Below are 26,144 nucleotides of genomic sequence, written 5' to 3' on the forward strand. Positions count from 1 at the left end.
GCAACCATGCGTCGTTGGGACAAGGACAGGACACGCAGATCGCAGATCATAGGTCCGGTCGGCGGTCCGCCCACGGCTGCAGTTGCTCGAGCTGCGAGGCGAGTCGGATGAGTTGTCCCTCCGCGCCGAGCTTTCCGACGAACTGGATGCCGATCGGCAAACCGTCCGGTGTCCAGTGCAGCGGAACACTGACGGCGGGCCGGCCGGTGATGTTCGCCAGTTGCGTGTACGGCACCCATCTCAGGTTCTCCTCGACGATCTGATCCACGATGGGCGTCAGCCGCAGCAGTCCCGCGCCGCGGGCGGCGAGTAGGAGTTGCTGCCCCCGGCGCAGGATCGGTGGGAGGTCGAACGCTCCGATCCGCGGAGGCGGGGTTGCTGTCGTCGGGGTCAGCAGGAGGTCGTAGGAGTCGTGGAAGTGGGCCAGCCGCCGCACGTGGGTGTGGCGACGCTCGATCGAGCTGTAGAGATCGACCGGCTTCGTGGCGCGGCCGAGCGCTGCGAGAAGACGGGTGTCGATCTCGAATCCCGAATCGTCGCAACCGCTTCGGGCCTTGGCTTCAGCGACACTCGCGGCGCAGGCGACGAACCAGGTGGTCAGGAAATCCTTGGCCAGGGCCGCATCGTCGAAGGGAGCCTGCGGCATTTCGGTGACGTCGTGCCCGGCACGGACCAGTAACTCGACTGTATTCGCCACGGCAGCAACGGCTTCCGGATGTGGATTGGGATTGATCGCACTCGCGGTGCACGCGCCGATACGAAGGCGACCGGGATCCTGTCCAACCTCGTCGACGTAGCTACCGGGCGGTTGGGCCGCCAGGTAGGGCGAGGCCGCTGTCGGGCCGGCGAGTACGTCGAGCATCGCGGCGCTGTCGCGCACCGAACGCGAGATGACACCGTCGGTGGCGCTGCCCCCGAGATACTCGCCGAACGCGGGTCCGGCCGGGATCAACCCGCGTGACGCTTTTAGGCCGAACAGGCCACACGCCGAGGCCGGTATGCGTATCGAGCCGCCACCGTCACTGGCCCCGGCGCACGGGACAATCCCCGCGGCTACCGCGGCGGCCGACCCACCCGACGACCCACCCGGCGTGTGATCGGTGTTCCACGGGTTTCGTGCCGGCCCGAAGAGTTCCGGCTCGGTGACCCCCTTCAGGCCGAACTCCGGGGTGTTGGTCTTGCCGAAGATCGCCAAACCGGCATCGAGCCAGCGCTGGACCACGGCCGAATTCTCTTGTGCCACAACACCGGCAAGGGATCGCGACCCACCGCTGGTCGGGTAGCCGGCAAGGTCCTGATGCAGATCCTTGATCAGGAAGGGCACACCGGAGAAGGCAGCGTCGGCGTCAGCCGTCTGGGACGGTTCGACATCCATCACGACAGCGTTGATGCGCGGATTGACCTGCTCTGCCCGGGTCCGCGCCGCTGTGAGCAGATCGGCCGGTGTGACGTCTCCGGATCGAACGCGCTGCGCCAGGCCTACCGCGTCGTAAGCCGTGTAGTCATCCACACCGGCACCCTATCCGCGATGACGAAGCCGAAACGCCGGCACGTCTGGGGTGCAACAGGCAGCACTCGTCACCGCACTCAACCGGCGGGCTGCCAGCCCCGCATTGCGTCGTCCATCCGGTCATCGTCGAGAGCGCTGACCGCCAGTTGCTTCGTGCTCTCGTGCTGGCGCATGCCGTCGAGCAGCAGTGCCACATACCGACGCCACAACTGCGGCTCCACGTGACCGGCCCACTCACTGACTGTTCCGGCCAGCAGACCGAGGATCGGCATGTCGGTGTGGGCGATGTCCGGTCGTAGATGCCCGTCGTCGCGCGCCCGGTTCACCAGCGTCGACAACAGCGGGGTGAGCCGCTCCCGAGCGCATTCGACCCGGTTGCCACCGGCCTTGCTGTACACCATCTCGCGTAAACCCCGGTCGGTGGCGGTCAGCTCGCACAGTTGCTCGACGAAAGACACGAAGCCCTCCCACGAGTCCGGCAGTTGCAGGGCGGCTTCGGCGAGGCCGGCCACCTGGTCGATGCTGTCTTCGAAGATTGCCTCCACCAGCTCTTCCTTGGTGGCGAAGCGCCGATAGACCGTTCCCACACCGACATTCGCATAGTGGGCGACGTCATTGAGGGTCGCCTCCAGACCCTTGACCGCGAACAGCTCACGCGCCGCCTCGAGCACACGGTGCCGGTTTCGCTCCGCGTCCTTACGCAGGGCGCGGCAGGGCTGTTCGCTCACCCGGCCCAGCTTAGTGACCTGCGTTACGCACGTCCAGAAGCGGATTGACTCTATCCACTTAAAGACTTAGATTGGCTAGCGAGATCGCCCGCCGACGGTTGATCTGCCGCATCCATCGTCGAGAGGTCACGTCGTGGATTCACCTACAAAACACGCTCAGCCGGCCGCTATGCAGCTGGTCGCGGTGGTCAAGCGGGTGTGGTTGCCGGCCCTGGTGGTGGTCGCTGTCGCCGTCGGACTGGTCAGCGTGGCGCACCTGCGGTCGGTGTTCGGTTCGGACGGGGCGGTGGTGACGCCGGTGGGTTCGGATACCGCCGAGAAATTCAACCCCAAAGTCGTCGTCTACGAGGTATTCGAAAGCGGCACAACAGCAATCGTCAATTACACCGACCTCAACGGTGTCCCGCGCCGGGCCGAGAACGTGAGCCTGCCGTGGTCGCTGCGACTGGAGACCACGATCCCCTCTGTCATGCCCAACCTGCTGGTACAAGGCGACGGGCGGGCAATCGGTTGCCGCGTGATCGTCGACAACCGCGTCAAGGACGAAAGGACGGCACACGGAGTGCATGCCGCAACCTATTGCTTGGTGAAGGCGGCATGAGCGCGCTCACCGACAGCGTCGCCACCGACGACGCCGCGACCGACGCCATCCCGGTCACGCACCGTGCCGCCGCCCGTCCCCGCTTGCCGCGATTCCTGCGAACATTCGCCGTTCCGATCGTGCTGCTGTGGATAGCGATCGTCGCGGTCCTCAACACATGCGTTCCTCAACTGGAGGTGGTCGGGAAACTCCGCGCCGTCTCGATGAGCCCGAACGACGCGCCGGCACTGGTCGCCACCAAGCGAGTCGGTGAGGTGTTCAAGGAGTACAACACCAACAGCAACGTGATGATCGTGCTGGAGGGTGATCGGCCGCTCGGCGCCGACGCACACGCCTATTACGACCAGATCGTTCGAGAACTTCGCGCCGACGGCAAGCATGTGCAGCATGTTCAAGACTTCTGGGGCGACACGCTGACAGCTGCGGGCGCGCAGAGCATGGACGGCAAAGCCGCTTACGTCCAGGTCTACATCGCCGGCGACCAAGGCGAAGCCCTGGCCAACGAGTCGGTGCAGGCTGTCCGCACGACAGTCAAATCCGTGAAAACGCCGCCCGGCGTCCACGCCTACGTGACCGGCCCGGCAGCCACGTCGACGGATCAAAACGCTGTCGGCGACGCCAGTATGGAGATGATCGAGGGCCTGACCTTCGCTGTCATCACGATCATGCTGCTCCTGGTGTACCGGTCGGTGGTGACGGTGGTCGTCACCCTGGGCATGGTCGTCCTCGGCCTGTCGGCGGCGCGCGGCATCGTCGCGTTCCTGGGTTACCACCAGGTGTTCGGCCTGACGACCTTTGCGACCAACATGCTGGTGACGCTCGCGATCGCTGCCGCTACCGACTATTCGATCTTTCTGATCGGGCGGTATCAGGAGGCACGGCGTTCTGGTGAAGACCGAGAATCGGCCTACTACACGATGTTTGAGGGCACCGCGCACGTCGTGCTGGCGTCCGGCCTGACCATCGCCGGGGCAACGCTGTGCCTGCGTTTCACCCGATTGCCGTACTTCCAGACGATGGGCATCCCGTTGTCGGTCGGCATGGCGATCGTGGTCGCCGCCGCGCTCACCCTCGGACCTGCGCTGATCTCGATCCTCACCCGTTTCGGCACCGTCCTCGAACCCAAGCGGTGGGGCCGTGCGCGCGGGTGGCGACGCGTCGGATCGGCCACGGTGCGCTGGCCCGGGGCGGTGCTGGTGATGGCAACGGCGTTGGCCCTCGTCGGCCTGCTCACCCTGCCCGGGTACCACACCACCTACAACGACCGCATCTTCCTGCCCGAGGACGTGCCCGCGAACGTGGGAATGGCTGCCGCCGACCGGCATTTCTCCGACGCCAAGATGAACCCCGAGCTGGTCATGGTCGAAGCCGGTCACGATCTCCGCAACCCCGCCGACTTCCTGGTGATCGACAAGATCGCCAAAGCCATGGTCCGGGTGCACGGAATCGCACAGGTACAGACCATCACTCGGCCCGACGGCAAACCGATCGAGCACGCGTCGCTGGCCTACACACTGGGCCAGAGCGGTATCGGTCAGCTGATGAACAACGACTATCAGCAGCGGGTCATCGGCAACACCCTCAAGCAGGCCAACGAGATGCAGACGACCATCGACTCGATGACGAAGATGCAGAGCATCACCTTGCAGATGGCCGATGTCACCCGCAAGATGGCCGACAAATTCGCCAATACCTCGGCCCATACCAGCGAAATCCGCGACCACCTCGCCGACTTCGACGACTTCTTCCGCCCGATGCGCAGCTACTTCTACTGGGAACACCATTGTTTCGACATTCCGGTGTGCTGGGCACTGCGGTCGGTCTTCGATTCGCTCGACGGAATCGGCACCTTGTCCGACGACATCGAGGACCTGGTGCCGGACATCAATCGGCTGGCCGAACTGACGCCGCAACTGGCAGCGCTGATGCCGGCGATGATCCAGACGATGAAAAATCAGAAGGAGTATCTGCTCAACCAGTATCAGGCGCAGAAGGCGCAACAGGATCAGAACATCGCCACCCAGCAGAACTCGACCGCGATGGGCCAGGCCTTCGACGCCGCCCGCAACGATGAGACGTTCTATCTGCCGCCCGAGGCGTTCCAGACAGCCGACTTCAAGCGCGGCATCAAACTGTTCCTCTCGCCCGACGGGCATGCGGTGCGGTTCACGGTCTTCCATCAGGGCGACCCGCTGAGCGAGCAGGGCACCGCGCACATCGAACCGCTGCGCGTCGCCGCCGCGGACGCGATCAAGGGCACGCCGCTGGAGGGCTCGACCGTGTACATCGGCGGCAGTGCGGCCATGTTCAAGGACATGCAGCAAGGCGCCGACTATGACTTGATGATCGCCGCGGTCGCCGCGCTGATCTTGATATTCCTGATCATGGTGGTGCTGACCCGGGCCGTCGCGGCCGCGGGAGTGATCGTGGGAACGGTGGTCCTGAGTCTCGGTGCCTCCTTTGGTCTTTCGGTTCTACTCTGGCAACACTTGATCGGCATTCCGTTGCACTGGATGGTGTTGCCGATGTCGGTGATCGTCTTGCTGGCCGTCGGCGCCGATTACAACCTCCTGTTGGTTTCTCGAATGAAGGAAGAACTCCACGCCGGACTGCACACCGGCATCATCCGGTCCATGGCCGGCACCGGTTCGGTGGTGACATCGGCGGGCCTGGTGTTCGCCTTCACGATGATGGGCATGGCGGTCAGCGACCTCACCGTCATCGGCCAGGTCGGCACCACCATCGGGCTGGGCCTGCTGTTCGACACCCTGGTGGTCCGATCGTTGATGACACCGTCGCTCGCCGCGCTGCTGGGCCCGTGGTTCTGGTGGCCACAACGCGTTCGGCTGCGTCCGGTTCCCCAACCCTGGCCTCGCGCCACAGGATTGGCGGCCGATGAGCCCGCGAGGCATTCGAGGATGGAATCATCGCAGGTGTGACACGAGGTGGCTGGACGGGACGGTTGTGGGCTGAAGCCGAGGGCACGTATGCGGCGATCTTGAAGCATCCGTTCCTGGCCGGCCTGACCGACGGCAGCCTGGACTCCGAACTCTTCGCCCACTACGTCGTTCAGGACGCGCACTACCTACGCGAGTTCGCTCGCACGCTGACCGTTGTGGGCAGCAAGGCGCCGACGCATACCGGTGTCGGCATGTTCGCCCGGCACGCCGCCAGTACCGCCGAAGTCGAACTCGCCCTGCACGAGTCGCTGCTACCCGAACTGGGAATCACGAACGTCGACACCGTGCCGGTCGCGCCCACCACCCTCGCCTACGCGAGTTATCTGTTGGCCACTGCTCACCACGGCACGTTCGTCGACGGGCTCGCCGCGGTGCTGCCGTGCTACTGGATTTACGCCGAGGTGGGCGCCGAGCTGCTCGAGCACGGTTCGCCTGACCCGCGCTACCAGCGCTGGATCGACACCTACGCCGACGACGAATACCAGACCATCGTCGCCGAAGTGTTGGCGCTGGCCGACCACGTCGGCCTCGACCTGTCCGTCGCCGACGAGGCCCGCGCCCGAACGCATTTCGCCACCACCGCCCGCTACGAGTGGATGTTCTGGGACGCCGCGTGGCGCCGTGAGGTGTGGCCTGTCTGACGACGCGGCAGAACTAGATCGCCGCGGTGCCGCCGTCGACCACCAATTCAATGCCATTGACGTAGCTCGAGTCGTCCGAGGCGAGGAACAATGCGGCCGAGGCGATCTCCTCGGGGCGGCCCATCTCTCCGCGCGGAATCAGGGATTCGAACTGCGCCTTGGTCTCCTCGTCGAACAACTCCTCCTGCTTCGCGGTGGCCACCTGGCCGGGGGTCAGCACGTTGACCCTGATCCTCCGGTCCTTCAACTCGGACACCCACACCCGTGCGTAGGCCGGCAGCAGGGCCTTGCTCGCCGCATACACGCTCCACTCGGGATAGCCCTTGAGTGAGGCGTTCGACCCGGTCATGAAGATCGAGCCACCATCGTTGAACAGCGGCAGCGCCTTTTGAACCGTGAATAATGTGCCGCGGGCGTTCAACCGGAACGTGGCGTCGAAATGCTCCTCGGTAATCTCGCCGAGCCTGCCCTGCTCGCCCGTCCCCGCACTGGCCCACAGCACGTCGATCGCGCCTTTTTCCTCCATGACCGTGTCGAACAAGCGGTCCAGATCGTCGAGGTCCGCGGAATCGGCTTGCACGCCGGTCACATTCCGGCCGATCAGCGCCACGGCGTCATCCAGCGCGTCCTTCCGCCGGCCCGTGATGAAGACGTAAGCGCCCTCGTCCACGAACAACCTGGCACCCGCCAGCGCCAAACCACTTGTCGCGGCCGTGATTACCGCAACCTTGCCATCGAGCTTTCCCACGACCACTCCCGCCGTTCGAGTTTCTTATGTACACCGCTCTGAGTACCTAATGTAGCGACGAGTTGCTCGTACCGCAAGCTATGTACACCGATTCGTACCAAACCGAGCTACGCTGAGTGGGTGACGGAGTTGGAGAAGGGGCCGCGCGGCTTGCGCCGTGGCCGGGGCGCACGGGAGCGTATTCTCGGCGCCTCGCATCAACTGTTCCGCGATCAGGGCATCAACTGCACCGGCTTGGATCAGCTGTGCTCAGTGGCCCAGGTGTCGAAACGCACGTTCTACCAACACTTCACCGGCAAAGATGAGCTGATCGCCGAACATCTGCGCCGATTCGATCCCGACCTCCTGCCCGAGGTGTTCGACCGCACCGACCTCACACCCCGCGAACGGCTGCTGGCCGCCTTCGACATCCACGGGCCGCTGTGCCCGTTCATCGCGGCAGCCGTTGAAATCAACGACCCCACCCACCCCGCGCGGGTGTGGGCCTGCGATTACAAGAAAGCCTTCGCCGCGCGCTTCACCGACGCCGCCCGGGACGCCGGTGCGACCGACCCCGAACAGCTCGGCGAACAATTGGCACTGCTGCTGGACGGCGCCTCGGCCCGCAACCGCGTGCTCAACTCCGACACCTTCGCCACCGCCGCCTCCATCGCGGCAGTGCTCATCGACAACGCCATCCCCGCCGCACCGCCCGGTTGACCCCAAATGAGTTGGGCGGCATCATGTCTTCCTTCAAGATGACATTCGAGGGCGTGCGTCAGGTGAGCAAATCCCGCCATCTCGGGTGCCAGAGGAGCCAGACAGGTAACGATGGCCCGTGGCTGGATGCGTCGGACACGTTGCCGGAGAGGTGTTTCCAGCCACTTCGTCGCCGTTCCCAGACACCGCCGTAGTCGGCACCGAAGGGGCTCTGGTTGAAGCCTTCTCGTACCACGGAGAGCAGCGGAAGTGATGCCAGTTCGTCTCGGCTGTCGATCGACTGCAGTGGTATCGCCATGTGCGATTTCATCCTGCTGCTCCTTTCTCTCCTAGTCCCGTCGACCGGCAGTTGAAGCGAGTCGCGGCGCGGATCGGGCGGCGTCATGGGATGGGCCGCGGAATTGATTCGGCGATCACCCGGGCACAGAGGGCCGGATCGTCGATCATCGGTACGTGGCCCACGTCGGGCAGCGTGATGAATCGTGCCTGGGGCAGCCGGCAGCGCGCGGCGGGCCCGAAGACCGACGGCGGAATGATGCGATCTTGCGCCGACCAGGCAACGGTGATCGGGCAGTGATCGGATTGAAGTGGCTGCAGGCTCTCGGTGGTGTCAAGTAGATCGTCGGCGGCTTCGCATCCGACGATGTCTCGGTAAGCGTCGACGGCTCGACCGACACTCAGACGCTCGGCGTGCTCGGCGACGTCCCGCAAGGTGCGCCGGCGCAGCGGCCCGAATCTCAGCAGCAAAGGTATGAGATAGCGGTTTGCATCGGCGAATCGTTTGGTGCGGCGCAGTCTGTCGCGGCTGTGATGGCGGGTCTCGCCCGGGTTCCACAGCCCGGTAGGGGACAGCGCGCACACCGAGCGGGCGCGGCCCCGTCGAGCGAGTTCGATTGCCATCCACCCACCCATCGAATTACCGGCGACGTGAACGGTGGCGAGATCGTGGTCGTCGAGCAGTGATTCGGTGGCGTCAGTGAGCGCCCGGATCGTCGCCTGTCCCGATATTTCCGGACCGCCGCGATGCCCGGCCGCGGTAGGCACGATGAGCTCGAACCGCTCAGCGAGCAGGGGCGTGACGTCAGCCCATACCGCGGCCGACATGGCGGCGCCGTGGAGCAGCAACAGCGGGGCTTTGGGGGTCATGGTCCTCGAAGGGTCGGCGGCGGTCTGCCTCTGGTTCCGGGGGTCATCGAACCCGGCCGAGCACCCGGGGCGGTCGCGATGGCGTTGCTCTTTCGCACTGCACAGCGCGCTGTCCAAAGCCCTCATCGGCCGATGCTAACAGTCGTTGGTTTCACTACACTTGTTAATTATCGTAGGAATGTCATACTCCTCGGGTGGACGTCAAGGTCGACTCGACACCGGCCGATCGGGCCGCTGACCGCCGGGTACGCCGGTCACGCGCCGCTCTGATGCGGGCCGCGGTCGAAGTGGTCATCGAGCGCGATACCGCCAACATCACCGTCTCCGAGATAGCCGATGCCGCCGACGTCAGCCGCCCACTGCTGTACCAGCACTTCCATGACCGCGACACGTTGCTGCTGGAAGCCGCTCTCGACTTGGCCGAGCGCGAACTCATGCCGCAGATCACCCGGGAACCACGACTGGAAGTCGTCGTCGAGCACTTCGCTCAGCACCGGCGGTTCTACCGAGCAATCCTGAAAAGTTCACGGTCCTACGACCTGACGCACGCGCTGAATACGATGCTCGGCCCGTTCAACCAGTCGCTGATCGATCTGGTGTCGAGAGACCGGCTCGAACCGCATGGCGTCGAGGACCTGACTCTCTTCATCGCCGGAGGCTTGTCCACCGTCATCAACACGTGGCTGATCGAGACTCCCGACCCTCTCGACGTGCCTGCCTTCACTCAGCGACTTCTGAAGATCCTGCCGCGTCTCGCCGACATCGGCGCGGTCGAACTACCGTGAGACATTCGAGGCGCTCACCTGTCCGACAGCAGCAGTGTCGGATCGACGCCCGAACAATCCCAGACCCAGCCCGATCATCGCGACGGCCAGCCCCAGATGCAGCCAATTGTCGGCGTTGTTGAACGGAACGAAATCGAGGCTTTTGCCGGGTTCGACGAGCAACCCGTAGATCCAGAGCAGCAAATAGACGATGCCCCCGCCAATCAGATAGCCCTGCGCCCGACCGAAATGCCGCGCTGACCTGACACCGGCGACGCCGAAACCCAGGTGCACGATATTGTGCAGGACCGAGACGTTGAATATCCCGAAAAGCATTGCCCCGGAGTGGTGGCCGGCAAAAGCGAGCTGGTCGTAGTGCGTTGTGCAGCCGGGTATGAACCCCAGTACACCGACCACGAGAAATACTGTCCCCACGGCTGCCGCCGCGATCTGAGCCGGCGCCCACCGCATAGGCAATCGGAACTCAGTGGAGTTGGCGACTTCGTGAGTTGGCATGGTAGAGAGTCTCTTTCGACTGATCGGTGGAGCTAGGGTGTCGGATCCGGTGCCGACGGTTTGGTACGCGACAGTGCGCCGTCAGGCACCGACAGGTGGGGTCGAGGCAAGTGGGAGCGCAATCCCACACGAAAAGCCGTCCACTTCAGGTGATTTGACGGCTCAGGCAGCATCGACCGCGGTGATCTCGTCGGCACGTCCGGCGTGAGTGTCTACTCGGCGGGGCCAGCGGCGAACCGGAGGCCTCGACCCGGACCGGGCTGGGCGTTCAGCGCTACCCACGCTACACCCGGCGAGCCGACGTGCCACGAGAAATTTGTGGCGCACGACCCTCGGTGTTGAGGTCAAGTCCAGCGGCGTGGCAGCCGGTCATGAGTGGGTGTACCGTCAAAATTGCTGAGACCGCAGCCAGTCCGGGAAGAGCCAGCAGTTCTGCGTTGGCTTAGTTGAGTCGAAGACTCGTGCCGAACATTCGCTCGCCAATCGTCCGTCTCGAATCCTGCCGCGATCACGCGCCAATCCCCCAATCCGCTTGCTGCACAGAGATTTTCATTTGAGAACCAAAATTCAGGAGATGCCATGACTTCAGTAATCGAGTCGGTGGACGTAGAGGTGCCGATTGCGGCGGCCTACAACCAGTGGACGCAGTTCGAGTCCTTCCCCGAGTTCATGGGCGGCGTCGAGCAGATCACCCAGACCGACGACCAACACACCCACTGGGTGACGAACATCGGTGGCGCGCATCGCGAGTTCGATACCAAGATCACCGAGCAACACCCCGAGGAGCGGGTGGCGTGGCAAAGCACGGACGGCACCACTCACGCCGGTGTGATCACGTTTCATCGTCTCGGCGAAAAGCAGACCCGAGTCACGGCGCAGATCGACTGGGAACCAGAGGGTTTTGTCGAAACGGCCGGCGCATTGTTGGGCATCGACGATCGTCAGGTGAAATCGGACCTGAAACGGTTCAAGGAGTACATCGAGTCGCGCGGTAGCGAGACCGGTGAATGGCGCGGCGACGTCCCCGCCGGATCCTGACGCAGCCAAAGGACCACGCCCGCGAACAACCGAATGAGGGTTCATGACTGAGACCGAACGGTGTATGCGGGTGTGGCGTGGTGACCAAGCCGGCGGCGCACTGCGGGACTTCACCGTCGAGGTCAACGAAGGCGAGGTGGTGCTCGACATCATTCTTCGCCTGCAGCAGACCCAGACACCCGACCTCGCTGTGCGGTGGAACTGCAAGGCGGGCAAATGCGGATCGTGTTCGGCAGAGATCAACGGCATTCCCCGGTTGATGTGTATGACCCGGATGTCGGGCTTCGCCGAGGGCGATGTCATCACCATCACACCGCTCAGGGCGTTCCCGGTGATCCGTGACCTGGTCACCGATGTCTCGTTCAACTACGCGAAGGCCCGCGAGATACCAGCGTTCGCTCCACCGAAGGACGTACAACCGGGTGAATACCGAATGGCGCAAGCCGATATCGAGCGGTCGCAAGAGTTTCGCAAATGCATCGAATGCTTCCTGTGCCAAGACGTCTGCCACGTGATCCGCGACCACGACGAAAACAAGGAAGCCTTCGCGGGCCCGCGCCATCTGATGCGCATCGCCGAGCTGGAAATGCATCCGTTGGACACCGTTGACCGACGCAAACAGGCGCAGGACGAGCACGGGCTCGGCTACTGCAACATCACCAAGTGCTGTACGCAGGTCTGCCCCGAGGGCATCAAGATCACCGACAACGCGCTTATCCCGATGAAGGAACGCGTCGTCGACCGCCAATACACGCCCCGGGTGTGGTTGGGAAACAAGCTGTTTCAACGTTAACCGGTCGGCGGACTGCGACCGCGCTGAAAACATTGCTGCAACAGCTAGGTGTGAAAACCACCCGCCGGGGGGTAGACCGAAGCGTGGCGCTGACAACGGTCTCAAGACGGGGCCCATCGTGGCGCTCAAACCAGTAACCGACGACTTGCGTGATTTGGCCGAGGCCCACGGAGTCGCTACGCGTTACCGCAACGAGAAACGTGAGATCGTCGACGTCGATGCAGACGTGGTGATCAAGGTGCTGGGACTCCTCGAAGTAGAAGCCGCCAGTCCGAGCGACCGGCGTCGCGAGTTGGCCAGGGTCGCCGAAGTCCGGCAGACCAACCTGCTGCCACCCACGATTGCCGTCCGCGTCGGCGAACGACCCCGGCCGCTGCCCGGAGCCGCCCGGTTGATCGCGGACAACGGCGACGAGTTCGCGGTCCGCGACGAACTGCCCTCGGACCTGTCACCGGGCTGGTACCGGCTGCATACGGCGACGGGCGGACAAGCGACCGTCGTAGTCGCGCCGCCCAAGCTGCCGCCGACGCCGAATACGTGGGGGTGGATGCTGCAGCTCTACGGCGTTCGCTCGCAACGATCCTGGGGCGTCGGCGATCTGGGTGACCTGAAGGAGTTCGTGAACTGGACGGCGTCTGAGCACGACGCGGGCGCGGTGCTTCTCAACCCGCTCCACGCCCCCGGGCCTACCCATCCGGTGCAACCGTCGCCCTACACTCCGTCCAGCCGCCGCTTCGTCAATCCACTCGCCTTGCGTATCGAGGACCTCGAGGCATACCGGCGAGCCGACCCCGACACCCGTGCGGAAGTCGACGCACTGCGGGTCTGGCACGGTACTGAACGTATCGATTACGACCTGGTGTGGGCTGCCAAGCGGGCGGCGCTGGAGTTGCTATGGCGTGCCGAAGGCCGCCCCGACTCGTCGACTCTCGAAGTGTCCCAAGGTTTGCGCGATTGGAGTACCTACTGCGCGCTGGCCGAACGCCATGGAGGTCGCTGGACTCAATGGCCCGAGCCGTTACGCCACGTCGGCGGGTCAGCGGTGGCGGCAGCACGGCGGCAGTTGGCGCCGCGGGTCGCGTTGCACGCCTGGATTCAACAGCAGTGTGCAGCGCAGCTGAGCGCGGTACGCGAGGTGGCGCACGATGCCGGGATGGCCATCGGCTTGATCCACGATCTCGCGGTGGGCGTCGATGCCGCGGGCGCCGATGCGTGGGCACTTGCCGATGTGCTTGCCACGGGCGTGACGGTCGGGGCGCCGCCGGACAACTACACGCCGGCGGGCCAGGACTGGGGGCTGCCACCCTGGCGGCCGGATCGCCTGGCCGCCACCGGTTATCGCGGGTTACGCGACATGCTCGAGGCCGTGTTGGGCCATGCCGACGGCCTCCGGATCGACCACGTGGCCGGGCTGTGGAGGCTGTGGTGGGTTCCGCCGGGTGACGGTCCCGACCGTGGGACCTACGTGCATTACGACGCGAACGTCATGCTGGCCGTCATCGCGTTGGCCGCCCACCAGGCCAAGGCCGTCGTCATCGGCGAGGACCTCGGCACCGTTGAACCGGAAGTGACGCAGGCACTGGCGGACAACGAGATGCTCGGATGTGCTGTGTCGTGGTTCGTCCGCGACGAGAGTGCGCCCGGTCAACCGCTACTACCACCGGCGCAGTGGCCGAAGCGCGCAGCCGCCAGCATCTCCACGCACGACCTGCCCACCGCGGCAGGATTCCTGCGAGGCGAGCATGTGCGGGCTCGCGCTGAACTCGGGCTGCTGAAGGATGTCCCGGCCGAGCAAGCGGCGGCCGACAAGGAGCGCGCTGAATTGTTGGATATGCTGCGATCCTTGAACCTGTTGCCGCCCAACGACAGTCAAACCGAACCGGACGAGGCGACCATCATCACCGCCATGCACCGGATGCTGGCGTCGACGCCGAGCCAGGTGAAGCTGATCTCGCCCTACGACGTGATCGCCGAGGCGCGACAACCCAACCTGCCCGGCACGATCGACGAGTACCCCAACTGGCGACTGCCCCTGCCGGTGACTCTCGAGGAACTCCGCGCCGAACCCCGAGTCACCGCAATTGTCAACGCTTTTCGAAGCAACCATTGAAAAGCAGCTCAACAGAGCCCGGACACGCGAAGAACGGGCGGAACCCGCGCATCGGGCCCGCCCGCCTTCGCGGTTCAACTGGCTACTCGGCGGCCTTCTGGCGGGCCTCGGCGGCTTTCTCGGCCGCCCGGGCGGCGTCGGCCTCTGCCTCTTTTTTGGCAACGTCACGAGCGGCCTCGGCCTTGTCCTGCTGAGCCTTGCCCTCTTGGCGAAGAGTTTCGTTGTCGGTCACCGTGCCGATGACCTCTTTTGCCTTGCCTTTGACGTCTTCCACGACGCCCTTGACTGCTGCTTCGGGTCCGCTGTCGCTCACCGGGTTGTCCTTTCTTTTTTAGGTGGCCGTTCTGTACCCATCTCCGCGTCTCTTTTCACCTGGTATCGCGAGCCGATTTTTCGTGATCGTCATCACGGCCGCCTGATGGCGCGGTCCCGGGTGGTCTCGACCGACGCGGATCCGCCGCGGGCCCACTAATCCGCGGGCGTGTCTTCACCCGGTGGGCAGGGTGAGCCGAAATTGAGCTCCGCCGTCGTGCGCTAGGCAGACGAGGTCGCCGCCGTGGGCGCGGGCCAGCGCTCGTGCGATCGGCAGGCCCAAGCCGGCTCCACCGTGGTCGCGAGTGCGGGCGGTATCCAGCCGCACCAGGCGCTCGAAGACGCGTTCGCGTTCATCCTCGGGAATGCCGGGACCGGTGTCTGTGACCGTCACGACGGCGAGATCTTCACCAGCGCTGGACTCTTGACGATCCAGGTGGATGGTGATGAGCCCGGCGCCGGGGGTATGCCGGCGAGCATTGTCGAGCAGGTTCGACAAGACCTGTGCCACGCGGGTCGCGTCGGCCCGAATCCCGAACTCTGTCAATCCAGTTCGGGTAACGGTCAGCTGGGGCGCCAGCATGGCGGCGCGGTCGGCCTCGGCATCGACGATCGTCGCGATATCGGTGGGTTGGACGTCGAGCGGCAGCCCCGCGTCGATACGACTCAGGTCCAGCATGTCGGCGACAAGACGCGCCGCGCGGCGGGCGTCGGAGATCAGCAAGGTCGCGCGGCGGTGCTGGCGGAGCCCCGCGGAGTCGGTGTCGTCGTCGCTGACGTTGCTGGCGAGTTGTTCGGCGGCGACCTGGATTCCGGCAATCGGAGTGCGTAGTTCGTGAGCGGCGTCGACCAGGAAGCGCCGGGTCGCGGTCTCGGCTCGCTGCGCGGTTTCCGCGGCGTGCTGGGCGCGCCGTTCGGAGGTTTCCAACACGTCGAGCATGCCGTCGAATGCGCTTGCGGCGCGGCCGAGTTCAGTATTGTCGCGGTCCGGATTCAGGCGTAGACCGCGATCTCCGGTGGTGATGTCTTTGGCAAGTGCGGTGAGCCGCTCGAGTGGTCGTAACGCCACCCGACTTGCGGCCACCAGCAGGGTGGCCGCCACCGCGAGGGTGATCAGCCCGGCAACGATCATCAGCCGGCGCAATTGTCGGGTGACCTGCGTGGTCTGCGAGGTGTCGGCGACCAGGATCAGGCGCGCTCCGCCGGGAAGCGGGTGCACGACGGCCGTGGCGGTGGATTCCGGTGGCGGTGGCCCGCCGGGTGGTGGCGGCGGCGGTCGCTCGCCGAATGGCGGCGGTGGCGCGCCGAACGGTGGCCCCCACTCTGGAGGAGCCGGCGCATCCGGTGCGGCCGGGCCCGGTGGCCCCGGTGGTCGGTGCCACCAGGGCGGCCCCGCGGGCGGAGGTGGCGGTGGGGGTGGTGGCAGCAGAGGTGTCGCCGGCCCGGCCGTGGTGTCCGGTCTGATCGCGGGGTCGCCGTAGGTCGCGCCCTGTCCGGTGATCAGCAGGGCTCGGATGCTGCCTCCGTTCAGTTCGGCGGCGATCTGGCTCGGCGCGGTGTGGGCGGCGACGAGCGCATCGGCGCGGGAGGTGGTGGCGACCAGCCTGTCGTTGAGGTTTCTGCGGGCTTGCGCGTCCAGGCTCACGTCGATGACGACGCCGAGAGCGAGCATCAGCAAGGTCAGCAGACCAACCACGATGAGGGTTACCCGACGCTGCAGCGACGGGGTCGCCGTCGTGGCCCGATCCGGTACGGGCAATGTCATGACCGTGGTGGTTGCAAGCGGTAACCGATGCCGCGGACCGTCTGCACAATGCGCGGTCCGTGGGCTTCCAGTTTGCGGCGCAGACTGCTGATGTGCACCTGGGCAAGGTTTGTGTCGTAGGCGTCATAGCCCCAGACCGCAGTGAGAATCTGTGCGGCGCTGACGATCCGGCCGCGCTGCTCCACCAGAAAAGCCAATAGCCGCAATTCGGTGGCGGTCAGTTCCAGAGGATGACCACCGCGAGCGGCGAGGCCGGCCCCGACGTCCAGGGTGAGATCGTCGACCTGGATCACCTGCGGCAGGCGCCCGCGTCGGCGCAGCACTGCGCCGACCCTGGACACCAGTTCGGCCAGTTCGAAAGGCTTGACGACGTAGTCGTCGGCACCCCCGTCGAGTCCGCGTAACCGGTCGGGCAGGCCGTCGCGAGCGGTGATCAGCACAATCCCGGCGTCTCCCCAGGCCCGGATGACGTCGATCAGGGTGAATCCGTCTCGCCCGGGCAGCATCACGTCGAGCACCACCAGGTCCGGGCGCACGCCGTCCAGGACCGTTTCCAGGCCGTGTCCGTCGGGCCGGGAGTCGGTGTGATACCCGACGTCGGTCAAGGCTTCGGCGACCATCTCGCGAATGGTTTCAGAGTCCTCGACCACCAGTACCCGTGGCACGCCGGCGCTGAATTTTCCCGCCGCAGGCGCAGCGGAACGGCGGCTTGGTGGCGCGGCGCGGGAGCGATCGAGCATGGTCCATTGTTAGCGCCGCGATCCTGAAATGGGTCTGAAGATCTGCCGTGCCGGCCGCGTTCTTCAGATTCACCTCAATTTCGCTGCCTAGCTTCCGTGGTATCGACCACCGAAGGGACACATGCGATGACAACCGATGACAACGGGATCGAACACGTCGGCGACCACGACTCCGGAGCCGAGGAGAGCCATTCCGACCGGGAGCTGACGTCGACGGAGGCAGATCTGCCGGAGGCGAGCCCGGCCCAGACTGGAAGTCCGCGCCGTCGCCGATGGGTTGGCCTCGGTGAAACGTCGCGCCGGCGTCCGGTGCTGGTGCCGATCAGTGCAGGCGTGGCGGGACTGGTGGTGGGTGCGGGTGTGACGGCGGCGCTCTTCACCGCCGGCGCCCCTCCCACTCCCGCGCTGTCGGCTGCCGACGCACCTCCTGCGCCTGGCGCCATCGCGTTCCCGCCGCGAGCCTGGGCAGGTCCGCCCCCGCTGCACGGCCCGCGGGGCCTCGACTACCCGCCGGCACCGCCGCCCGCGTGGGGTCCACCGCCTCCGCCGGCGTGGGGTCCACCGCCTCCGCCGGCGTGGGGTCCGCCGCAGCCCGGTTGGGGTCCACCGCCGCCTCCAGGATTGGCACCGCCCCCGGCCGGTCCCGGTGCGCCGCCCCCACCCGGGTGGGGTCCGCCGCCACCGCCGCCGGGCGGCCCACAACCACTGCCGATCGGTCCGCCACCGCCGGGCCCCGGTGCACCCCCGCCGCCTCCGGGCTGAATCCATCAACCGCTGGTAGCCGAAGGAGTGCTGTCCATGCTGCTGTTTCTGCTCGCCGTTGTCGCGGTCGGGGCCTTTTGGGCCGGACAACAAAGCCGCCCTCGTCCTCCTGCCAACGTGACGCGTGGTCCGGTCACCCCGGACCCGCGTCACGACAAGGTCGCTGACGACTCGTCCGCATCGATGTGGCCGTGGGTTGTCGTCGTCACGCTGCTCGGCGTGCTGGTGTTAAGTGTAATCGGCGGCGGGACAGCCATCTTCGGTGATCCGGGCGGCGTGTTCACCGGGCTGCTGGGGCCGTGATGATCCGTCACCAGGCACGGTAGGGCAACAGACCAACCAGAGATCGGTGCGCCTCCTGATGGGGCGCGGTGCCCTGACAGGCATTACGGTCATCGTTGCCGCACCTTGTCGCGTGTCGGGGTTGGTCATCATCGCCTGCGGGCGCGGGGAGGAGCTGGACGGGTGAGTGCGGCAGTGGCGGAGTCGCTTTCGGCTCTGCTGTTACTGATAGTGCTGGCGGCCGCGGTGATCCGTCCATTCGGGTGGTCCGAGGCCGTCTTCGCGGTACCCGCGGCGGCCATCGTGGTGGGTGTGGGGGCGGTCTCGATAAGTGACGCGCGAAGCGAAGTATCTGAGCTTGCCCCGGTGGTGGCTTTCCTCGCTGCCGTGCTGGTGCTATCCCAATTATGTGGCGCCGAGGGGCTTTTCGATTGGTGCGGGGCCTGGATGGCGCATGCCTCAGGCGGGACGCCGCGGCGGCTGTTGGTCGCAGTGTTCGTCGTCGCCTCGATCGTGACCGTTGTCTTCAGCCTCGACGCCACGGTGATGTTGCTCACCCCGGTGGTGGTCGCCACCGCGTCACGGCTGCGGGTCAACGCCCGCCCGCATCTGTATGCGTGCGCCCACCTTGCCAACAGTGCATCGCTGTTGCTGCCGGTGTCGAACCTGACCAACCTGCTGGCTTTCAAAGCCAGCGGGTTGAGTTTTGTGCGGTTCGCGGCACTGATGGGCTTGCCGTGGCTGGCCGCCATCGCGGCCGAATTCTTGGTGTTGCGGTTCTTCTTCTCCGCCGACCTCGCTACGAGCGACATCGCCCGGCCGACGGAGGAGCCGACACCCGCCCCGCCGTGGGCGGCAATCATCACTGTTGCTGCCACGCTCGCGGGATTCATTGTCGCTCAAGCGTTTGGCGTCAGCCCCGCCTGGTCCGCCGCTGCCGGCGCCGGGTTCTTGTCCGTGCGGTCGCTGGTGTTGAAGAGGGCGAGCTTCGCGACGATCGTACGAGCCGTCGAACTGCCGTTCCTGGTGTTCGTGCTCGCCCTGGCGGTGGTGGTTCGGGCGCTGATCGACAACGGACTAGGGGCACACCTCCACGACTGGCTGCCGCACTGGGGCGGGCTGGCGGGATTGCTGGGAATCGCCGTCGTGTCAGCGGTTGCGGCCAACGTCGTCAACAACCTGCCCGCGGTGCTGATGCTGATCCCGATAGCGGCTGGTGCCGGGCCCGCCGTAGTGCTGGCGGTGCTCATCGGCGTCAACGTCGGGCCCAATCTCACCTACACCGGATCGCTGGCCACCATGTTGTGGCGGCGGGTTTTACACCAGCACGGCCAGAAGACATCCTTCGGCGAATTCACCGTGGTGGGCGCGCTGGCCACACCCGCCGCCCTGATCGCGGCCGTCGCCGCGCTGTGGGCGTCGTTTCAGCTGATCGGACCGTGAGTGACACCGCCGAGCCGGCCGAACGCCGGCGTGCGACGAATAGCCAAGTGACACCCGAACGAAGGAGTTTGAGAATGACGCCCACGAGCACGCTTTGGCTGTTCCCATTGATCGCGGCAGGAGGTGCGCTGCAGGCCGTCGGTGGTCCGATGAACAACACCCTTCGGGTTTCGCTGGTGAACCCCTGGCTGGCAACGCTGGTGTCGTTCGGACTCATCGTGCCGGTCTTCCTCGTCGTTGCCGCGGTGTTCGTGCGACCGTTCCCGACCGCCGCCGGCATCGCCGGAATGCCATGGTGGGCACCGCTGGGCGGAATCGTCGGGTCGCTGGCGGTGGTGTGCGGCTTGCTGTTCATCGGCACGATCGGCGCCGGCGCCTACGCCGCACTGACCGTCAGCGCCAACCTCGTGACCTCGTTGGTGATCGACCACTTCGGCTGGCTCGGCGTCCCGCCGCACCCCATCACGCCGTCGCGCATCATCGGTGCGCTGGTGCTGGTGACGGGGGTCATCCTGATCACCCGGTAGCCGGCACCACGTGCAGTCGCGCTGTGCCGCAATGTAATCGCCTGCAGGCGTCGGCCGGGGTTGTCGACAGCTGTGAATGGGTAGCCACTGCTGTGTCGCAGACGCCTGCGGCGTGCAATCAGAGAGGCAACGATGTCTGCACAGGACAGCACAGCGGAGAACTCCGGCGGCGATTCCAGCAATGCCGCGGAGCAGACTCAGCGAGCAGCAGAACAATCCGATCGAGTCGGGAGTTACAGCCCGGAGCAGTATCCCGAGGATCCCAGCGCCGCCACTCCGCCACTGGATGATGAGAGCGCGTCCGAACCACCCAAAAGCGACTAGAACGGTGAAACCCGTTTGCCGCTGGCGTCATGTGGTGAGCAGGTAACGGGCGATCGCGTCTTCGTCCCAGGAGATACCGTTGCCGGGTTCGGAAGTAGCTGTCAGACAACCACTGTGAGGGCGCAATGGGTGCGCGAGGATCGGTTCGGCGAGCCGAATGTATTCGAGGTAGCCCGGCTGCGCCACCAGCGGCATCAGGTGGGCGCTGGTCTCGTGGAACAAATGCGAAGACAGCGGCACGTGCGCGGTGTCGCATAGCGCCGCGGCGGCGAGCCAGCCGGTGACGCCCCCTGTTTTCATCAGATCCAGCATCGCGAGGTCCGCCGCATCACTGCGAAGCGTCGCCCCGGTATCGGCTGGCCCCCGATGGACTCGACTGGGTGATCAACCAATTCCCTTTGCCGGCAGTCATTCTCAACCGGTGTCAGGATGTGCTCGCGGCCAATCCCTACGCGCGGACGCTGTCGCCAGAGTTCACGATCGGCGAGAACATCTTGCGCTGGCGGCTTCTCAGCGCGGCCGCCCGCGAGCTGTACGTGGACTGGGAACCATCCGTCGCGAATCTGGTGCGGGGGCAGCGCGAAGTCGCCGTCGCCGACCTCAACGACCGCCGGTTGCACGCGTTGATCGACGAACTCAGCGCCGGCAGCCCACTTTTCCGCAGCTCGTGGAACGACGCTGATGTTGGCTACCGCTCGGGGCAAGGTCCGAATGCGCCACCCACGCATCGGCGACGTCGAGCTGCGCCGTAACCGGCTCGGCCTCGGCAAAAATTTTTCTTGCTTGGCTCTTGCGTCGGATGCCTGGCCAGTGGTAAATAAAATCTACACCAGATGGCATAGATAAACCAGCTGGGTTGGCATAGATGGCAAAGAGAAAGGACAACTGGAGGTGGCCACCATGCTGATGCGTACTGATCCATTCCGCGAACTCGACCGATTCATCCAGCAGCCTTTGGGAAGCGCTGCGCGGCCGGTCGCGGTGCCCATGGACGCCTGGAGGGACGGCGATGAATTCATCGTCGAACTCGACCTACCGGGCGTCGATGTCGATTCTCTCCAGCTCGATGTCGAACACAACGTCGTGACTGTGCGTGCTCAGCGGGCAGCCGCACCGTCGCGCGAGATGCTCGCCGCCGAGCGGCCCCGCGGGCAATTTTTCCGGCAACTGACGCTGGGTGACACCCTTGACACCGCCCGGATCGCCGCGGACTACCACGACGGGGTGCTGAGGTTGGTGATCCCGGTGGCCGAGAGGGCCAAGCCGCGCAGAATCTCCGTCAACCGCTCGTCCGCGATCGTCGACGACGCGACGGAGATCACGAAGAGCGCCGCCGCGGGGTCTAACTCCGGTTCCGCAGAGGAGCCGGTTCGCGCCTGACAGCCTCGTGACTGCAGTCCGAGGGCCCACCGTTGAGTACGGCCGGCGATTCAAAGCAGGGAGGTGATGACCAACCACCGTGCCAGCCGAGCCGGTCACCATGGTAGTCCACGAAGATCGAACTTGGGCAACGCTTTTCATGGTGGCCGGCCGGTTGTCACGACCGCGCCGAAACAAATGCGAACTCATGTTGACCAACCAAAGCACTACCCGCAGAGGAAGGTGAATCATGATCGAATACCCGCCCCTGACCGCAAGCCCTCCGTCAACGGTCGAAGCGGATCTGGTCGACTGGGTCGACCAACACCAACCCGTCTCGTTTCCCGATGAGGAATATCCGTATCTCGGCAGGCGCTAGCCACTGCCGGTTGTGGCGCACCACGTCGGACGCGGGTGCCCGCACTGTTTCCCCAACACCGTCGCGGGGCATGCCCCCCGGATGGTCGAGACGGCGTCACGTCGCGCGGCGTCGGCTGTGCTGCCGTGACCACCTATGGCGGTGCTCCGTCGTTGATGCACGGATGGGTGCCGCTTTGCGTCGAGATCGTCGCCGCGGTCGCGTTGGGATACGCCCTGACACGACGGCGCCCGTCGTGCAGCCCATTTCACGTCGGCGTGGCTCTGGCTGTCGGTGTGGCAGCGGTGGTGGCCGCGCAGTGGGCGTTGCACGACTCGGGTATCTCCGGCGAGGTGGCGCCATGGCCCATGTGGGCGTGGACCTTTACGTCCGCCTTCGCGATGACCATCGCGGTGTCGAGATGGCGTGCGGGCAACGGGTGGTGGCGGCACGGCGCGGTGCTGGCGTCTTCGCTGTGCCTGCTGAGCACGGGCCTGGTTGTCAACAGCTGGATCGGCTATCTGCCGACCGTGCCTGTCGCCTGGGACCAGTTGACGGGGCGTCCCCTGCCGCATCAGCGCGACTGGAGTACTGCGGCAGCGATGCGGTCGCGTGGTGAGGTGCCGCCGGACGGGCAGATGATCCCGGTGGACACCGGTGATCGGGCTTCGGGCTTCCGCCATCGCACAGAGTGGGTCTACCTGCCTCCGGCATGGTTTCGCAGCAGACCCGGTACGACGTCCGCGGTCATGATGATCGGCGGCGAGTTCAGCACCTCGGCTGACTGGGTGCGTGCGGGTCAAGCGGTGGCCACGGCAGACAGCTACGCCGATGCGCATGACGGGAACGCCCCGGTCTTGGTTTTCGTCGATGCCAACGGCACGTTCGTCAATGACACGGAGTGCGTCAACGGGATTCGCGGCAGGGCCGCCGACCATCTGACGAAGGACGTGGTGCCACACATCGTCGGCCAGTTCGGTGTCGGGGTGGGACCCGCCCATTGGTCGGTTGCCGGGTTCTCGTCCGGAGGCACCTGCGCTGTCGACCTGGCGGTCATGCATCCCGAGACGTTCGGCACCTTCGTCGATATCGGCGGCGACGAGCGGCCCAACGTAGGAACCCAGGCGCAGACAGTTCAGCGTCTCTTCGGTGGGGATCGACACGCGTGGTCGGAATTCGACCCCGCCACGGCTATAGCGCGCCACGGCCGTTACGCAGACACCGCCGGACTGTTCGTCGTTGCGGATTCGGCTCATTCCGACATCGACGCGGCGAACCGGCTTTGCGACGTGAGCGCCGCGCACGGCATCAGGTGTTCGGTCACCGCGCTGCCCGGGCGGCATACCTGGCCGTTCGCCGCCGCCGCGTTCGAGATGGCGTTGCCGTGGCTGTCGGGTTATCTCGCTATCGCCCAGCCGCCGAGTCGGAGCAGCGCTAGCTGACGTGCTCGGTACTGGCGGGATGCTTCGCCAGCACGTCGGCCACGTGATCAAATGCGTTGTAGCACTGCATCTCCCGGCCCAGACGCTCTGCCGAGTTGCGAAAGCGGGGTTGGCTCAGTACTTGATCGATCGCAGCGGAGAGATCGCGGCGCTTGGGGCGCGACGTGCGCAAGTCGATTCCCGCGCCGGCATGGGCGACTCGGGCGGCCACCTCCGGCTTGTCCGACGTCGCACCGGCGACGACCAGCGGTATGCCATGGGACAAAGCATGCTGCACCCCGCCGAAACCACCGTTGGTGACCATCACATCGACAACCGGTAGCAGAGCCGCGTAGGGCACGTAATCAGTGACAAACACGTTGCGCGGCAGCGTGATCGGCAACGTCACTCGACCGCGCCGGCCGGTTGTCGCAACGACGACGGTGTCGGCGCGGGAACCCAGCGCCTGCACGGTCGGGATGACGAGCTCAGTGAGGTCTCCGTTGTCCCATGTGCCCTGAGTGACATGAACGACCGTTCTCGTGCCAACCCGTCGCTGATCCGCCCGACGGAGCGGCACGCTCTGCGGAACCACGGGACCGGCGAAGGTCACCGTCGCGGGCAGGTCGCGGCGCGGGTATTCCAGACCCGGAATGGACAGCTGCAGGACATGGTCGGCCAGCAACGGCCAATCCGTCAGGAACACCGGCATCGGCGCAGCACCTACCGACCGCAGTGCGTCGTCAAGCCGGGACCGGATGCCGCGGAACAGGACGTCGCTCACGACTTGGTTCATCCTGCGGTAGTCGAAAGACTTTGGTTGCCAACCCATTCCAAACGGTGGCGTATCGCAACTCGACAGCATCAACGGACTGACGCCACCTACGACGACGCGAGGCCGCGGCAGCGGCGACAACAACAACGGCAGCACACCGGTGAAGGCGATGTCGCACAGCATCGCGTCGACACACTGATCCTCCAGCACCTGCCGTAAGGCGTTCCATTGTGCCGCCATCGGAGCGATGAAAACCGACGACATGTCCTGCCGCCCATTCAGGAATCGCTGCATCAACCCGGGCGCAGCGACACTAGGGCGTTGTGGTCGCGGTGCCGCGGTCGCAGGCAGGGGGTGATGCCGCATGCGTCGTTCGCTGATCGCGTCCCGGTACTGCCCGTCGGCGAGGAAGGTCACCTCGTGACCGCGCCGCACGAGATCGCCGCCGAGTTCGAGAAGCGGGGTGAGGTGGCCGGGGATGCTGCCGGCCGCCAGCAAATAGTGAGCCACGGGCCTCTTTCGTTCCGATGCTGGTCGCAAGCGTTCTCTGACGACAACGCGACCGGCGGGGGTTCGAGGCGCACACTTCACGTAGCGACAGACTGGGTGTTTGATACCCCGGGTGACGGTAGCGAAAACGCCGTCGTGATCTCGCGACGGTTTCAGTTCCGCAAAGGTACGGCAGCCCACCTGCGACGCAAGGATCGACGGCGCGTGCCTGGCTTACCGTTGCATGTTATGACCGGAATGGATCGTCGCGCGAAGCGATGGCGCGCAGCGCTGCACATGATCGTCTCGGTGTTGTGCGCTGCCGCCCTTGGACTCGCAGTCGCCCCGGCGGCTCGTGCGGCGGCCGTGACGGCGACGTTGGCCGTCTCATCGACCTGGCAGACGGGTTTCATCGCTCGCTTCGCCATCAGTAATGCCGGCACCGCTCCGTTGACGGATTGGACGCTCGAATTCGATTTGCCGGCAAACGAATCCATCTCACACACATGGAACAGCAGCGTTGCGCGATCCGGGACGCACTACATCCTGACCCCCGCTAATTGGAATCGGATCATCGCCCCTGGCGGCTCAGCCACCGGAGGTTTCCGAGGCGTTGTGAACGGCCAGTACACATCGCCGTCGAACTGCCTGCTCAATCGGCAGTATCTCTGCACTGCGATGTGACGACCGGACCGTCAAAATAGTTGCGACAGAACGCTATCGGGGTCCGTCGACTTCGTAGGTGCCGTTGTCGTCGGCGACGAGGACCGTGACGTGCCGTCGAGTACCGTTGACGGTGGCGTCGCAGGTGAACGTCGTCCCTTTGGCCGCACTCGGATTGCGGCCGCCGTTGCACGTGACATCGGTGACGGTGTTCGCGCCGTAGCCACTGGCAGGGTCGGACAGCGTCTGCTGCACGCCCGCTTGGACCCGATTCACGTCGAGGGCCTTCCCGCCGGTGAAACTGGAGAGGTTGGCGAAGGCAACAGCGACGACGACGACCACAGCTAGTCCACCGACCCCGGCAAGCACCCGCGTCCTGTATCGGTTGCGGGCAGTCGCGACGCCGACTTCAGCTCTGCTGCTGGGCTTTTGCGGCTCCGCCACGGGCGGCGGCGGTGCAGGGCGATCTGGCCGCTGCAGGTACCAGGGAATCTCCGGCGCCGGGGAGCGATGCTGCTGCGGCGGGGGCGGGTACGCCGACGGAGGTCTCGGGGGTGTGGATCTGGGGGGCGGAGGCGGTTGGGGGCGCGCAATGTGCGTGCTGTCACCGGGACTCGGGCGGCGCTGATGCCACGGCGGCTGCGGACCGGGGTCGTGCCCGGAATCTCGC

29 protein-coding genes and 1 pseudogene are annotated in these 26,144 nt (G+C 65.5%); 18 read left to right on the top strand and 12 right to left on the bottom strand.

Translation table 11 applies throughout. From position 1 onward, the window contains the following. Positions 1–46: 46 nt before the first annotated feature. Together CYU59_RS09610 and CYU59_RS09615 are read right to left on the bottom strand one after the other, a co-directional pair. The gene (locus CYU59_RS09610; RefSeq protein ID WP_292988587.1) at positions 47–1,510 is read right to left on the bottom strand and encodes an amidase; all 1,464 of its coding nucleotides are present in this window, start codon (positions 1,508–1,510) and stop codon (positions 47–49) included. Between the two features lie 77 nt (positions 1,511–1,587). After that, positions 1,588–2,238, bottom strand: a complete 651-nt coding sequence (locus CYU59_RS09615; protein ID WP_292988589.1) for a TetR/AcrR family transcriptional regulator — start codon at positions 2,236–2,238, stop codon at positions 1,588–1,590. A gap of 175 nt (positions 2,239–2,413) precedes the next feature. Here CYU59_RS09615 and CYU59_RS09620 point away from each other — a divergent pair, with 175 nt between their 5' ends. The 3 genes from CYU59_RS09620 to tenA are packed head-to-tail and all read left to right on the top strand — an operon-like array spanning position 2,414 to position 6,440. Beyond that, positions 2,414–2,839 (top strand): MmpS family transport accessory protein, encoded by a 426-nt coding sequence (locus CYU59_RS09620; RefSeq protein WP_292989030.1) that lies wholly within the window; start codon positions 2,414–2,416, stop codon positions 2,837–2,839. Beyond that, positions 2,836–5,778: an MMPL family transporter gene (locus CYU59_RS09625; protein WP_292988591.1), complete on the top strand. Its 2,943-nt coding sequence runs from the start codon at positions 2,836–2,838 to the stop codon at positions 5,776–5,778. The genes CYU59_RS09620 and CYU59_RS09625 overlap by 4 nt, the downstream gene beginning before the upstream one ends. Then, on the top strand, positions 5,775–6,440 hold the full coding sequence (gene tenA, locus CYU59_RS09630; protein ID WP_292988593.1) for a thiaminase II: 666 nt from the start codon (positions 5,775–5,777) through the stop codon (positions 6,438–6,440). Before CYU59_RS09625 ends, tenA begins: the two co-directional genes overlap by 4 nt. 13 nt (positions 6,441–6,453) lie before the next feature. Here tenA and CYU59_RS09635 read toward each other — a convergent pair whose 3' ends face one another. After that, a complete protein-coding gene (locus CYU59_RS09635; protein WP_292988594.1) occupies positions 6,454–7,188 on the bottom strand; it encodes an SDR family oxidoreductase in 735 nt (244 codons plus the stop codon). Positions 7,189–7,308: 120 nt separating this feature from the next. On the opposite strand from CYU59_RS09635, the gene CYU59_RS09640 reads away from it, so the two are divergent. Further along, positions 7,309–7,887 (top strand): TetR/AcrR family transcriptional regulator, encoded by a 579-nt coding sequence (locus tag CYU59_RS09640; protein WP_292988596.1) that lies wholly within the window; start codon positions 7,309–7,311, stop codon positions 7,885–7,887. Positions 7,888–7,945: 58 nt separating this feature from the next. Here CYU59_RS09640 and CYU59_RS09645 read toward each other — a convergent pair whose 3' ends face one another. Together CYU59_RS09645 and CYU59_RS09650 are read right to left on the bottom strand one after the other, a co-directional pair. Further along, entirely contained in the window at positions 7,946–8,197 is a 252-nt protein-coding gene (locus tag CYU59_RS09645) for a hypothetical protein (RefSeq protein ID WP_292988598.1), read from the bottom strand. Positions 8,198–8,268: 71 nt separating this feature from the next. Next, on the bottom strand, positions 8,269–9,033 hold the full coding sequence (locus CYU59_RS09650; protein WP_292988600.1) for an alpha/beta hydrolase: 765 nt from the start codon (positions 9,031–9,033) through the stop codon (positions 8,269–8,271). Positions 9,034–9,227: 194 nt separating this feature from the next. On the opposite strand from CYU59_RS09650, the gene CYU59_RS09655 reads away from it, so the two are divergent. Next, positions 9,228–9,818 (top strand): TetR/AcrR family transcriptional regulator, encoded by a 591-nt coding sequence (locus tag CYU59_RS09655; protein WP_292988602.1) that lies wholly within the window; start codon positions 9,228–9,230, stop codon positions 9,816–9,818. On the opposite strand, the gene CYU59_RS09660 is transcribed toward CYU59_RS09655, so the two are convergent. Continuing rightward, complete coding sequence (locus CYU59_RS09660) at positions 9,810–10,268, bottom strand: DUF4383 domain-containing protein (protein ID WP_292989032.1); 459 nt, start codon at positions 10,266–10,268, stop codon at positions 9,810–9,812. The genes CYU59_RS09655 and CYU59_RS09660 overlap by 9 nt on opposite strands. Positions 10,269–10,892: 624 nt before the next feature. On the opposite strand from CYU59_RS09660, the gene CYU59_RS09665 reads away from it, so the two are divergent. The 3 genes from CYU59_RS09665 (at position 10,893) to malQ (ending at position 14,254) form a co-directional block, all read left to right on the top strand. Next, positions 10,893–11,351, top strand: a complete 459-nt coding sequence (locus tag CYU59_RS09665; RefSeq protein WP_292988603.1) for an SRPBCC family protein — start codon at positions 10,893–10,895, stop codon at positions 11,349–11,351. A gap of 64 nt (positions 11,352–11,415) precedes the next feature. After that, a complete protein-coding gene (locus CYU59_RS09670) occupies positions 11,416–12,144 on the top strand; it encodes a succinate dehydrogenase/fumarate reductase iron-sulfur subunit (protein ID WP_292989034.1) in 729 nt (242 codons plus the stop codon). A 115-nt stretch (positions 12,145–12,259) separates the two neighbouring features. After that, on the top strand, positions 12,260–14,254 hold the full coding sequence (gene malQ, locus CYU59_RS09675; RefSeq protein ID WP_292989035.1) for a 4-alpha-glucanotransferase: 1,995 nt from the start codon (positions 12,260–12,262) through the stop codon (positions 14,252–14,254). 82 nt (positions 14,255–14,336) lie between these two features. Here the strand turns inward: malQ and CYU59_RS09680 are convergent, their stop codons facing one another. The 3 genes from CYU59_RS09680 to CYU59_RS09690 all read right to left on the bottom strand — a co-directional run bounded on the left by CYU59_RS09680 (position 14,337) and on the right by CYU59_RS09690 (position 17,071). Further along, positions 14,337–14,567, bottom strand: coding sequence for a CsbD family protein (locus CYU59_RS09680; protein ID WP_292988605.1), 231 nt, complete (start codon positions 14,565–14,567; stop codon positions 14,337–14,339). Positions 14,568–14,741: 174 nt separating this feature from the next. Continuing rightward, on the bottom strand, positions 14,742–16,331 hold the full coding sequence (locus CYU59_RS09685) for a HAMP domain-containing sensor histidine kinase (RefSeq protein ID WP_292988607.1): 1,590 nt from the start codon (positions 16,329–16,331) through the stop codon (positions 14,742–14,744). Further along, positions 16,328–17,071: a response regulator transcription factor gene (locus tag CYU59_RS09690; RefSeq protein WP_292988609.1), complete on the bottom strand. Its 744-nt coding sequence runs from the start codon at positions 17,069–17,071 to the stop codon at positions 16,328–16,330. Before CYU59_RS09690 ends, CYU59_RS09685 begins: the two co-directional genes overlap by 4 nt. Before the next feature lie 126 nt (positions 17,072–17,197). Between CYU59_RS09690 and CYU59_RS09695 the strand changes: the two genes are divergently transcribed. The 5 genes from CYU59_RS09695 to CYU59_RS09715 all read left to right on the top strand — a co-directional run bounded on the left by CYU59_RS09695 (position 17,198) and on the right by CYU59_RS09715 (position 20,409). Next, complete coding sequence (locus CYU59_RS09695) at positions 17,198–17,833, top strand: hypothetical protein (RefSeq protein WP_292988611.1); 636 nt, start codon at positions 17,198–17,200, stop codon at positions 17,831–17,833. A 36-nt stretch (positions 17,834–17,869) separates the two neighbouring features. Continuing rightward, on the top strand, positions 17,870–18,136 hold the full coding sequence (locus CYU59_RS09700; RefSeq protein ID WP_292988613.1) for a hypothetical protein: 267 nt from the start codon (positions 17,870–17,872) through the stop codon (positions 18,134–18,136). Positions 18,137–18,298: 162 nt separating this feature from the next. Beyond that, positions 18,299–19,558, top strand: coding sequence for an SLC13 family permease (locus CYU59_RS09705; RefSeq protein ID WP_292988615.1), 1,260 nt, complete (start codon positions 18,299–18,301; stop codon positions 19,556–19,558). 74 nt (positions 19,559–19,632) lie between these two features. After that, complete coding sequence (locus tag CYU59_RS09710; RefSeq protein WP_292988617.1) at positions 19,633–20,085, top strand: DMT family transporter; 453 nt, start codon at positions 19,633–19,635, stop codon at positions 20,083–20,085. Positions 20,086–20,217: 132 nt separating this feature from the next. Continuing rightward, complete coding sequence (locus tag CYU59_RS09715) at positions 20,218–20,409, top strand: hypothetical protein (protein ID WP_292988619.1); 192 nt, start codon at positions 20,218–20,220, stop codon at positions 20,407–20,409. A gap of 27 nt (positions 20,410–20,436) precedes the next feature. On the opposite strand, the pseudogene CYU59_RS09720 reads toward CYU59_RS09715, so the two are convergent. Then, positions 20,437–20,760: pseudogene (locus tag CYU59_RS09720) on the bottom strand (enolase C-terminal domain-like protein); the annotation flags it as partial. A gap of 5 nt (positions 20,761–20,765) precedes the next feature. Between CYU59_RS09720 and CYU59_RS09725 the strand changes: the two are divergent. The 4 genes from CYU59_RS09725 (at position 20,766) to CYU59_RS09740 (ending at position 23,568) form a co-directional block, all read left to right on the top strand. Then, positions 20,766–21,161 (top strand): hypothetical protein, encoded by a 396-nt coding sequence (locus CYU59_RS09725; RefSeq protein WP_292989037.1) that lies wholly within the window; start codon positions 20,766–20,768, stop codon positions 21,159–21,161. A 148-nt stretch (positions 21,162–21,309) separates the two neighbouring features. Continuing rightward, entirely contained in the window at positions 21,310–21,789 is a 480-nt protein-coding gene (locus tag CYU59_RS09730) for an Hsp20 family protein (RefSeq protein WP_292988621.1), read from the top strand. Positions 21,790–22,018: 229 nt separating this feature from the next. Next, positions 22,019–22,147: a hypothetical protein gene (locus CYU59_RS09735; RefSeq protein WP_292988623.1), complete on the top strand. Its 129-nt coding sequence runs from the start codon at positions 22,019–22,021 to the stop codon at positions 22,145–22,147. Between the two features lie 125 nt (positions 22,148–22,272). Next, positions 22,273–23,568, top strand: coding sequence for an alpha/beta hydrolase-fold protein (locus tag CYU59_RS09740; RefSeq protein WP_292988625.1), 1,296 nt, complete (start codon positions 22,273–22,275; stop codon positions 23,566–23,568). Here CYU59_RS09740 and CYU59_RS09745 read toward each other — a convergent pair. Beyond that, on the bottom strand, positions 23,561–24,832 hold the full coding sequence (locus tag CYU59_RS09745; RefSeq protein ID WP_292988627.1) for a nucleotide disphospho-sugar-binding domain-containing protein: 1,272 nt from the start codon (positions 24,830–24,832) through the stop codon (positions 23,561–23,563). The genes CYU59_RS09740 and CYU59_RS09745 overlap by 8 nt on opposite strands. 228 nt (positions 24,833–25,060) lie before the next feature. Here CYU59_RS09745 and CYU59_RS09750 point away from each other — a divergent pair, with 228 nt between their 5' ends. Beyond that, on the top strand, positions 25,061–25,495 hold the full coding sequence (locus tag CYU59_RS09750; RefSeq protein WP_292988629.1) for a cellulose-binding domain-containing protein: 435 nt from the start codon (positions 25,061–25,063) through the stop codon (positions 25,493–25,495). 33 nt (positions 25,496–25,528) lie between these two features. On the opposite strand, the gene CYU59_RS09755 is transcribed toward CYU59_RS09750, so the two are convergent. After that, complete coding sequence (locus tag CYU59_RS09755) at positions 25,529–25,843, bottom strand: DUF4333 domain-containing protein (RefSeq protein ID WP_292988631.1); 315 nt, start codon at positions 25,841–25,843, stop codon at positions 25,529–25,531. Between the last annotated feature and the right edge of the window lie 301 nt (positions 25,844–26,144).

The organism is Mycobacterium sp. (assembly GCF_002863225.1).
Classification (GTDB): Bacteria; Actinomycetota; Actinomycetes; order Mycobacteriales; family Mycobacteriaceae; genus Mycobacterium.

Excerpts from the sequence above, each read along its gene's own strand:
- CYU59_RS09650 (WP_292988600.1), bottom strand. The coding sequence starts at position 9,033 with ATGACCCCCAAAGCCCCGCTGTTGCTGCTCCACGGCGCCGCCATGTCG.
- CYU59_RS09710 (WP_292988617.1), top strand. The coding sequence starts at position 19,633 with ATGACGCCCACGAGCACGCTTTGGCTGTTCCCATTGATCGCGGCAGGA.
- CYU59_RS09685 (WP_292988607.1), bottom strand. The coding sequence starts at position 16,331 with ATGACATTGCCCGTACCGGATCGGGCCACGACGGCGACCCCGTCGCTG.
- CYU59_RS09695 (WP_292988611.1), top strand. The coding sequence starts at position 17,198 with ATGACAACCGATGACAACGGGATCGAACACGTCGGCGACCACGACTCC.
- CYU59_RS09700 (WP_292988613.1), top strand. The coding sequence starts at position 17,870 with ATGCTGCTGTTTCTGCTCGCCGTTGTCGCGGTCGGGGCCTTTTGGGCC.
- CYU59_RS09730 (WP_292988621.1), top strand. The coding sequence starts at position 21,310 with ATGCTGATGCGTACTGATCCATTCCGCGAACTCGACCGATTCATCCAG.
- CYU59_RS09735 (WP_292988623.1), top strand. The coding sequence starts at position 22,019 with ATGATCGAATACCCGCCCCTGACCGCAAGCCCTCCGTCAACGGTCGAA.
- CYU59_RS09665 (WP_292988603.1), top strand. The coding sequence starts at position 10,893 with ATGACTTCAGTAATCGAGTCGGTGGACGTAGAGGTGCCGATTGCGGCG.
- CYU59_RS09750 (WP_292988629.1), top strand. The coding sequence starts at position 25,061 with ATGACCGGAATGGATCGTCGCGCGAAGCGATGGCGCGCAGCGCTGCAC.
- CYU59_RS09690 (WP_292988609.1), bottom strand. The coding sequence starts at position 17,071 with ATGCTCGATCGCTCCCGCGCCGCGCCACCAAGCCGCCGTTCCGCTGCG.
- CYU59_RS09670 (WP_292989034.1), top strand. The coding sequence starts at position 11,416 with ATGCGGGTGTGGCGTGGTGACCAAGCCGGCGGCGCACTGCGGGACTTC.
- CYU59_RS09625 (WP_292988591.1), top strand. The coding sequence starts at position 2,836 with ATGAGCGCGCTCACCGACAGCGTCGCCACCGACGACGCCGCGACCGAC.
- CYU59_RS09715 (WP_292988619.1), top strand. The coding sequence starts at position 20,218 with ATGTCTGCACAGGACAGCACAGCGGAGAACTCCGGCGGCGATTCCAGC.
- CYU59_RS09645 (WP_292988598.1), bottom strand. The coding sequence starts at position 8,197 with ATGAAATCGCACATGGCGATACCACTGCAGTCGATCGACAGCCGAGAC.
- CYU59_RS09660 (WP_292989032.1), bottom strand. The coding sequence starts at position 10,268 with ATGCGGTGGGCGCCGGCTCAGATCGCGGCGGCAGCCGTGGGGACAGTA.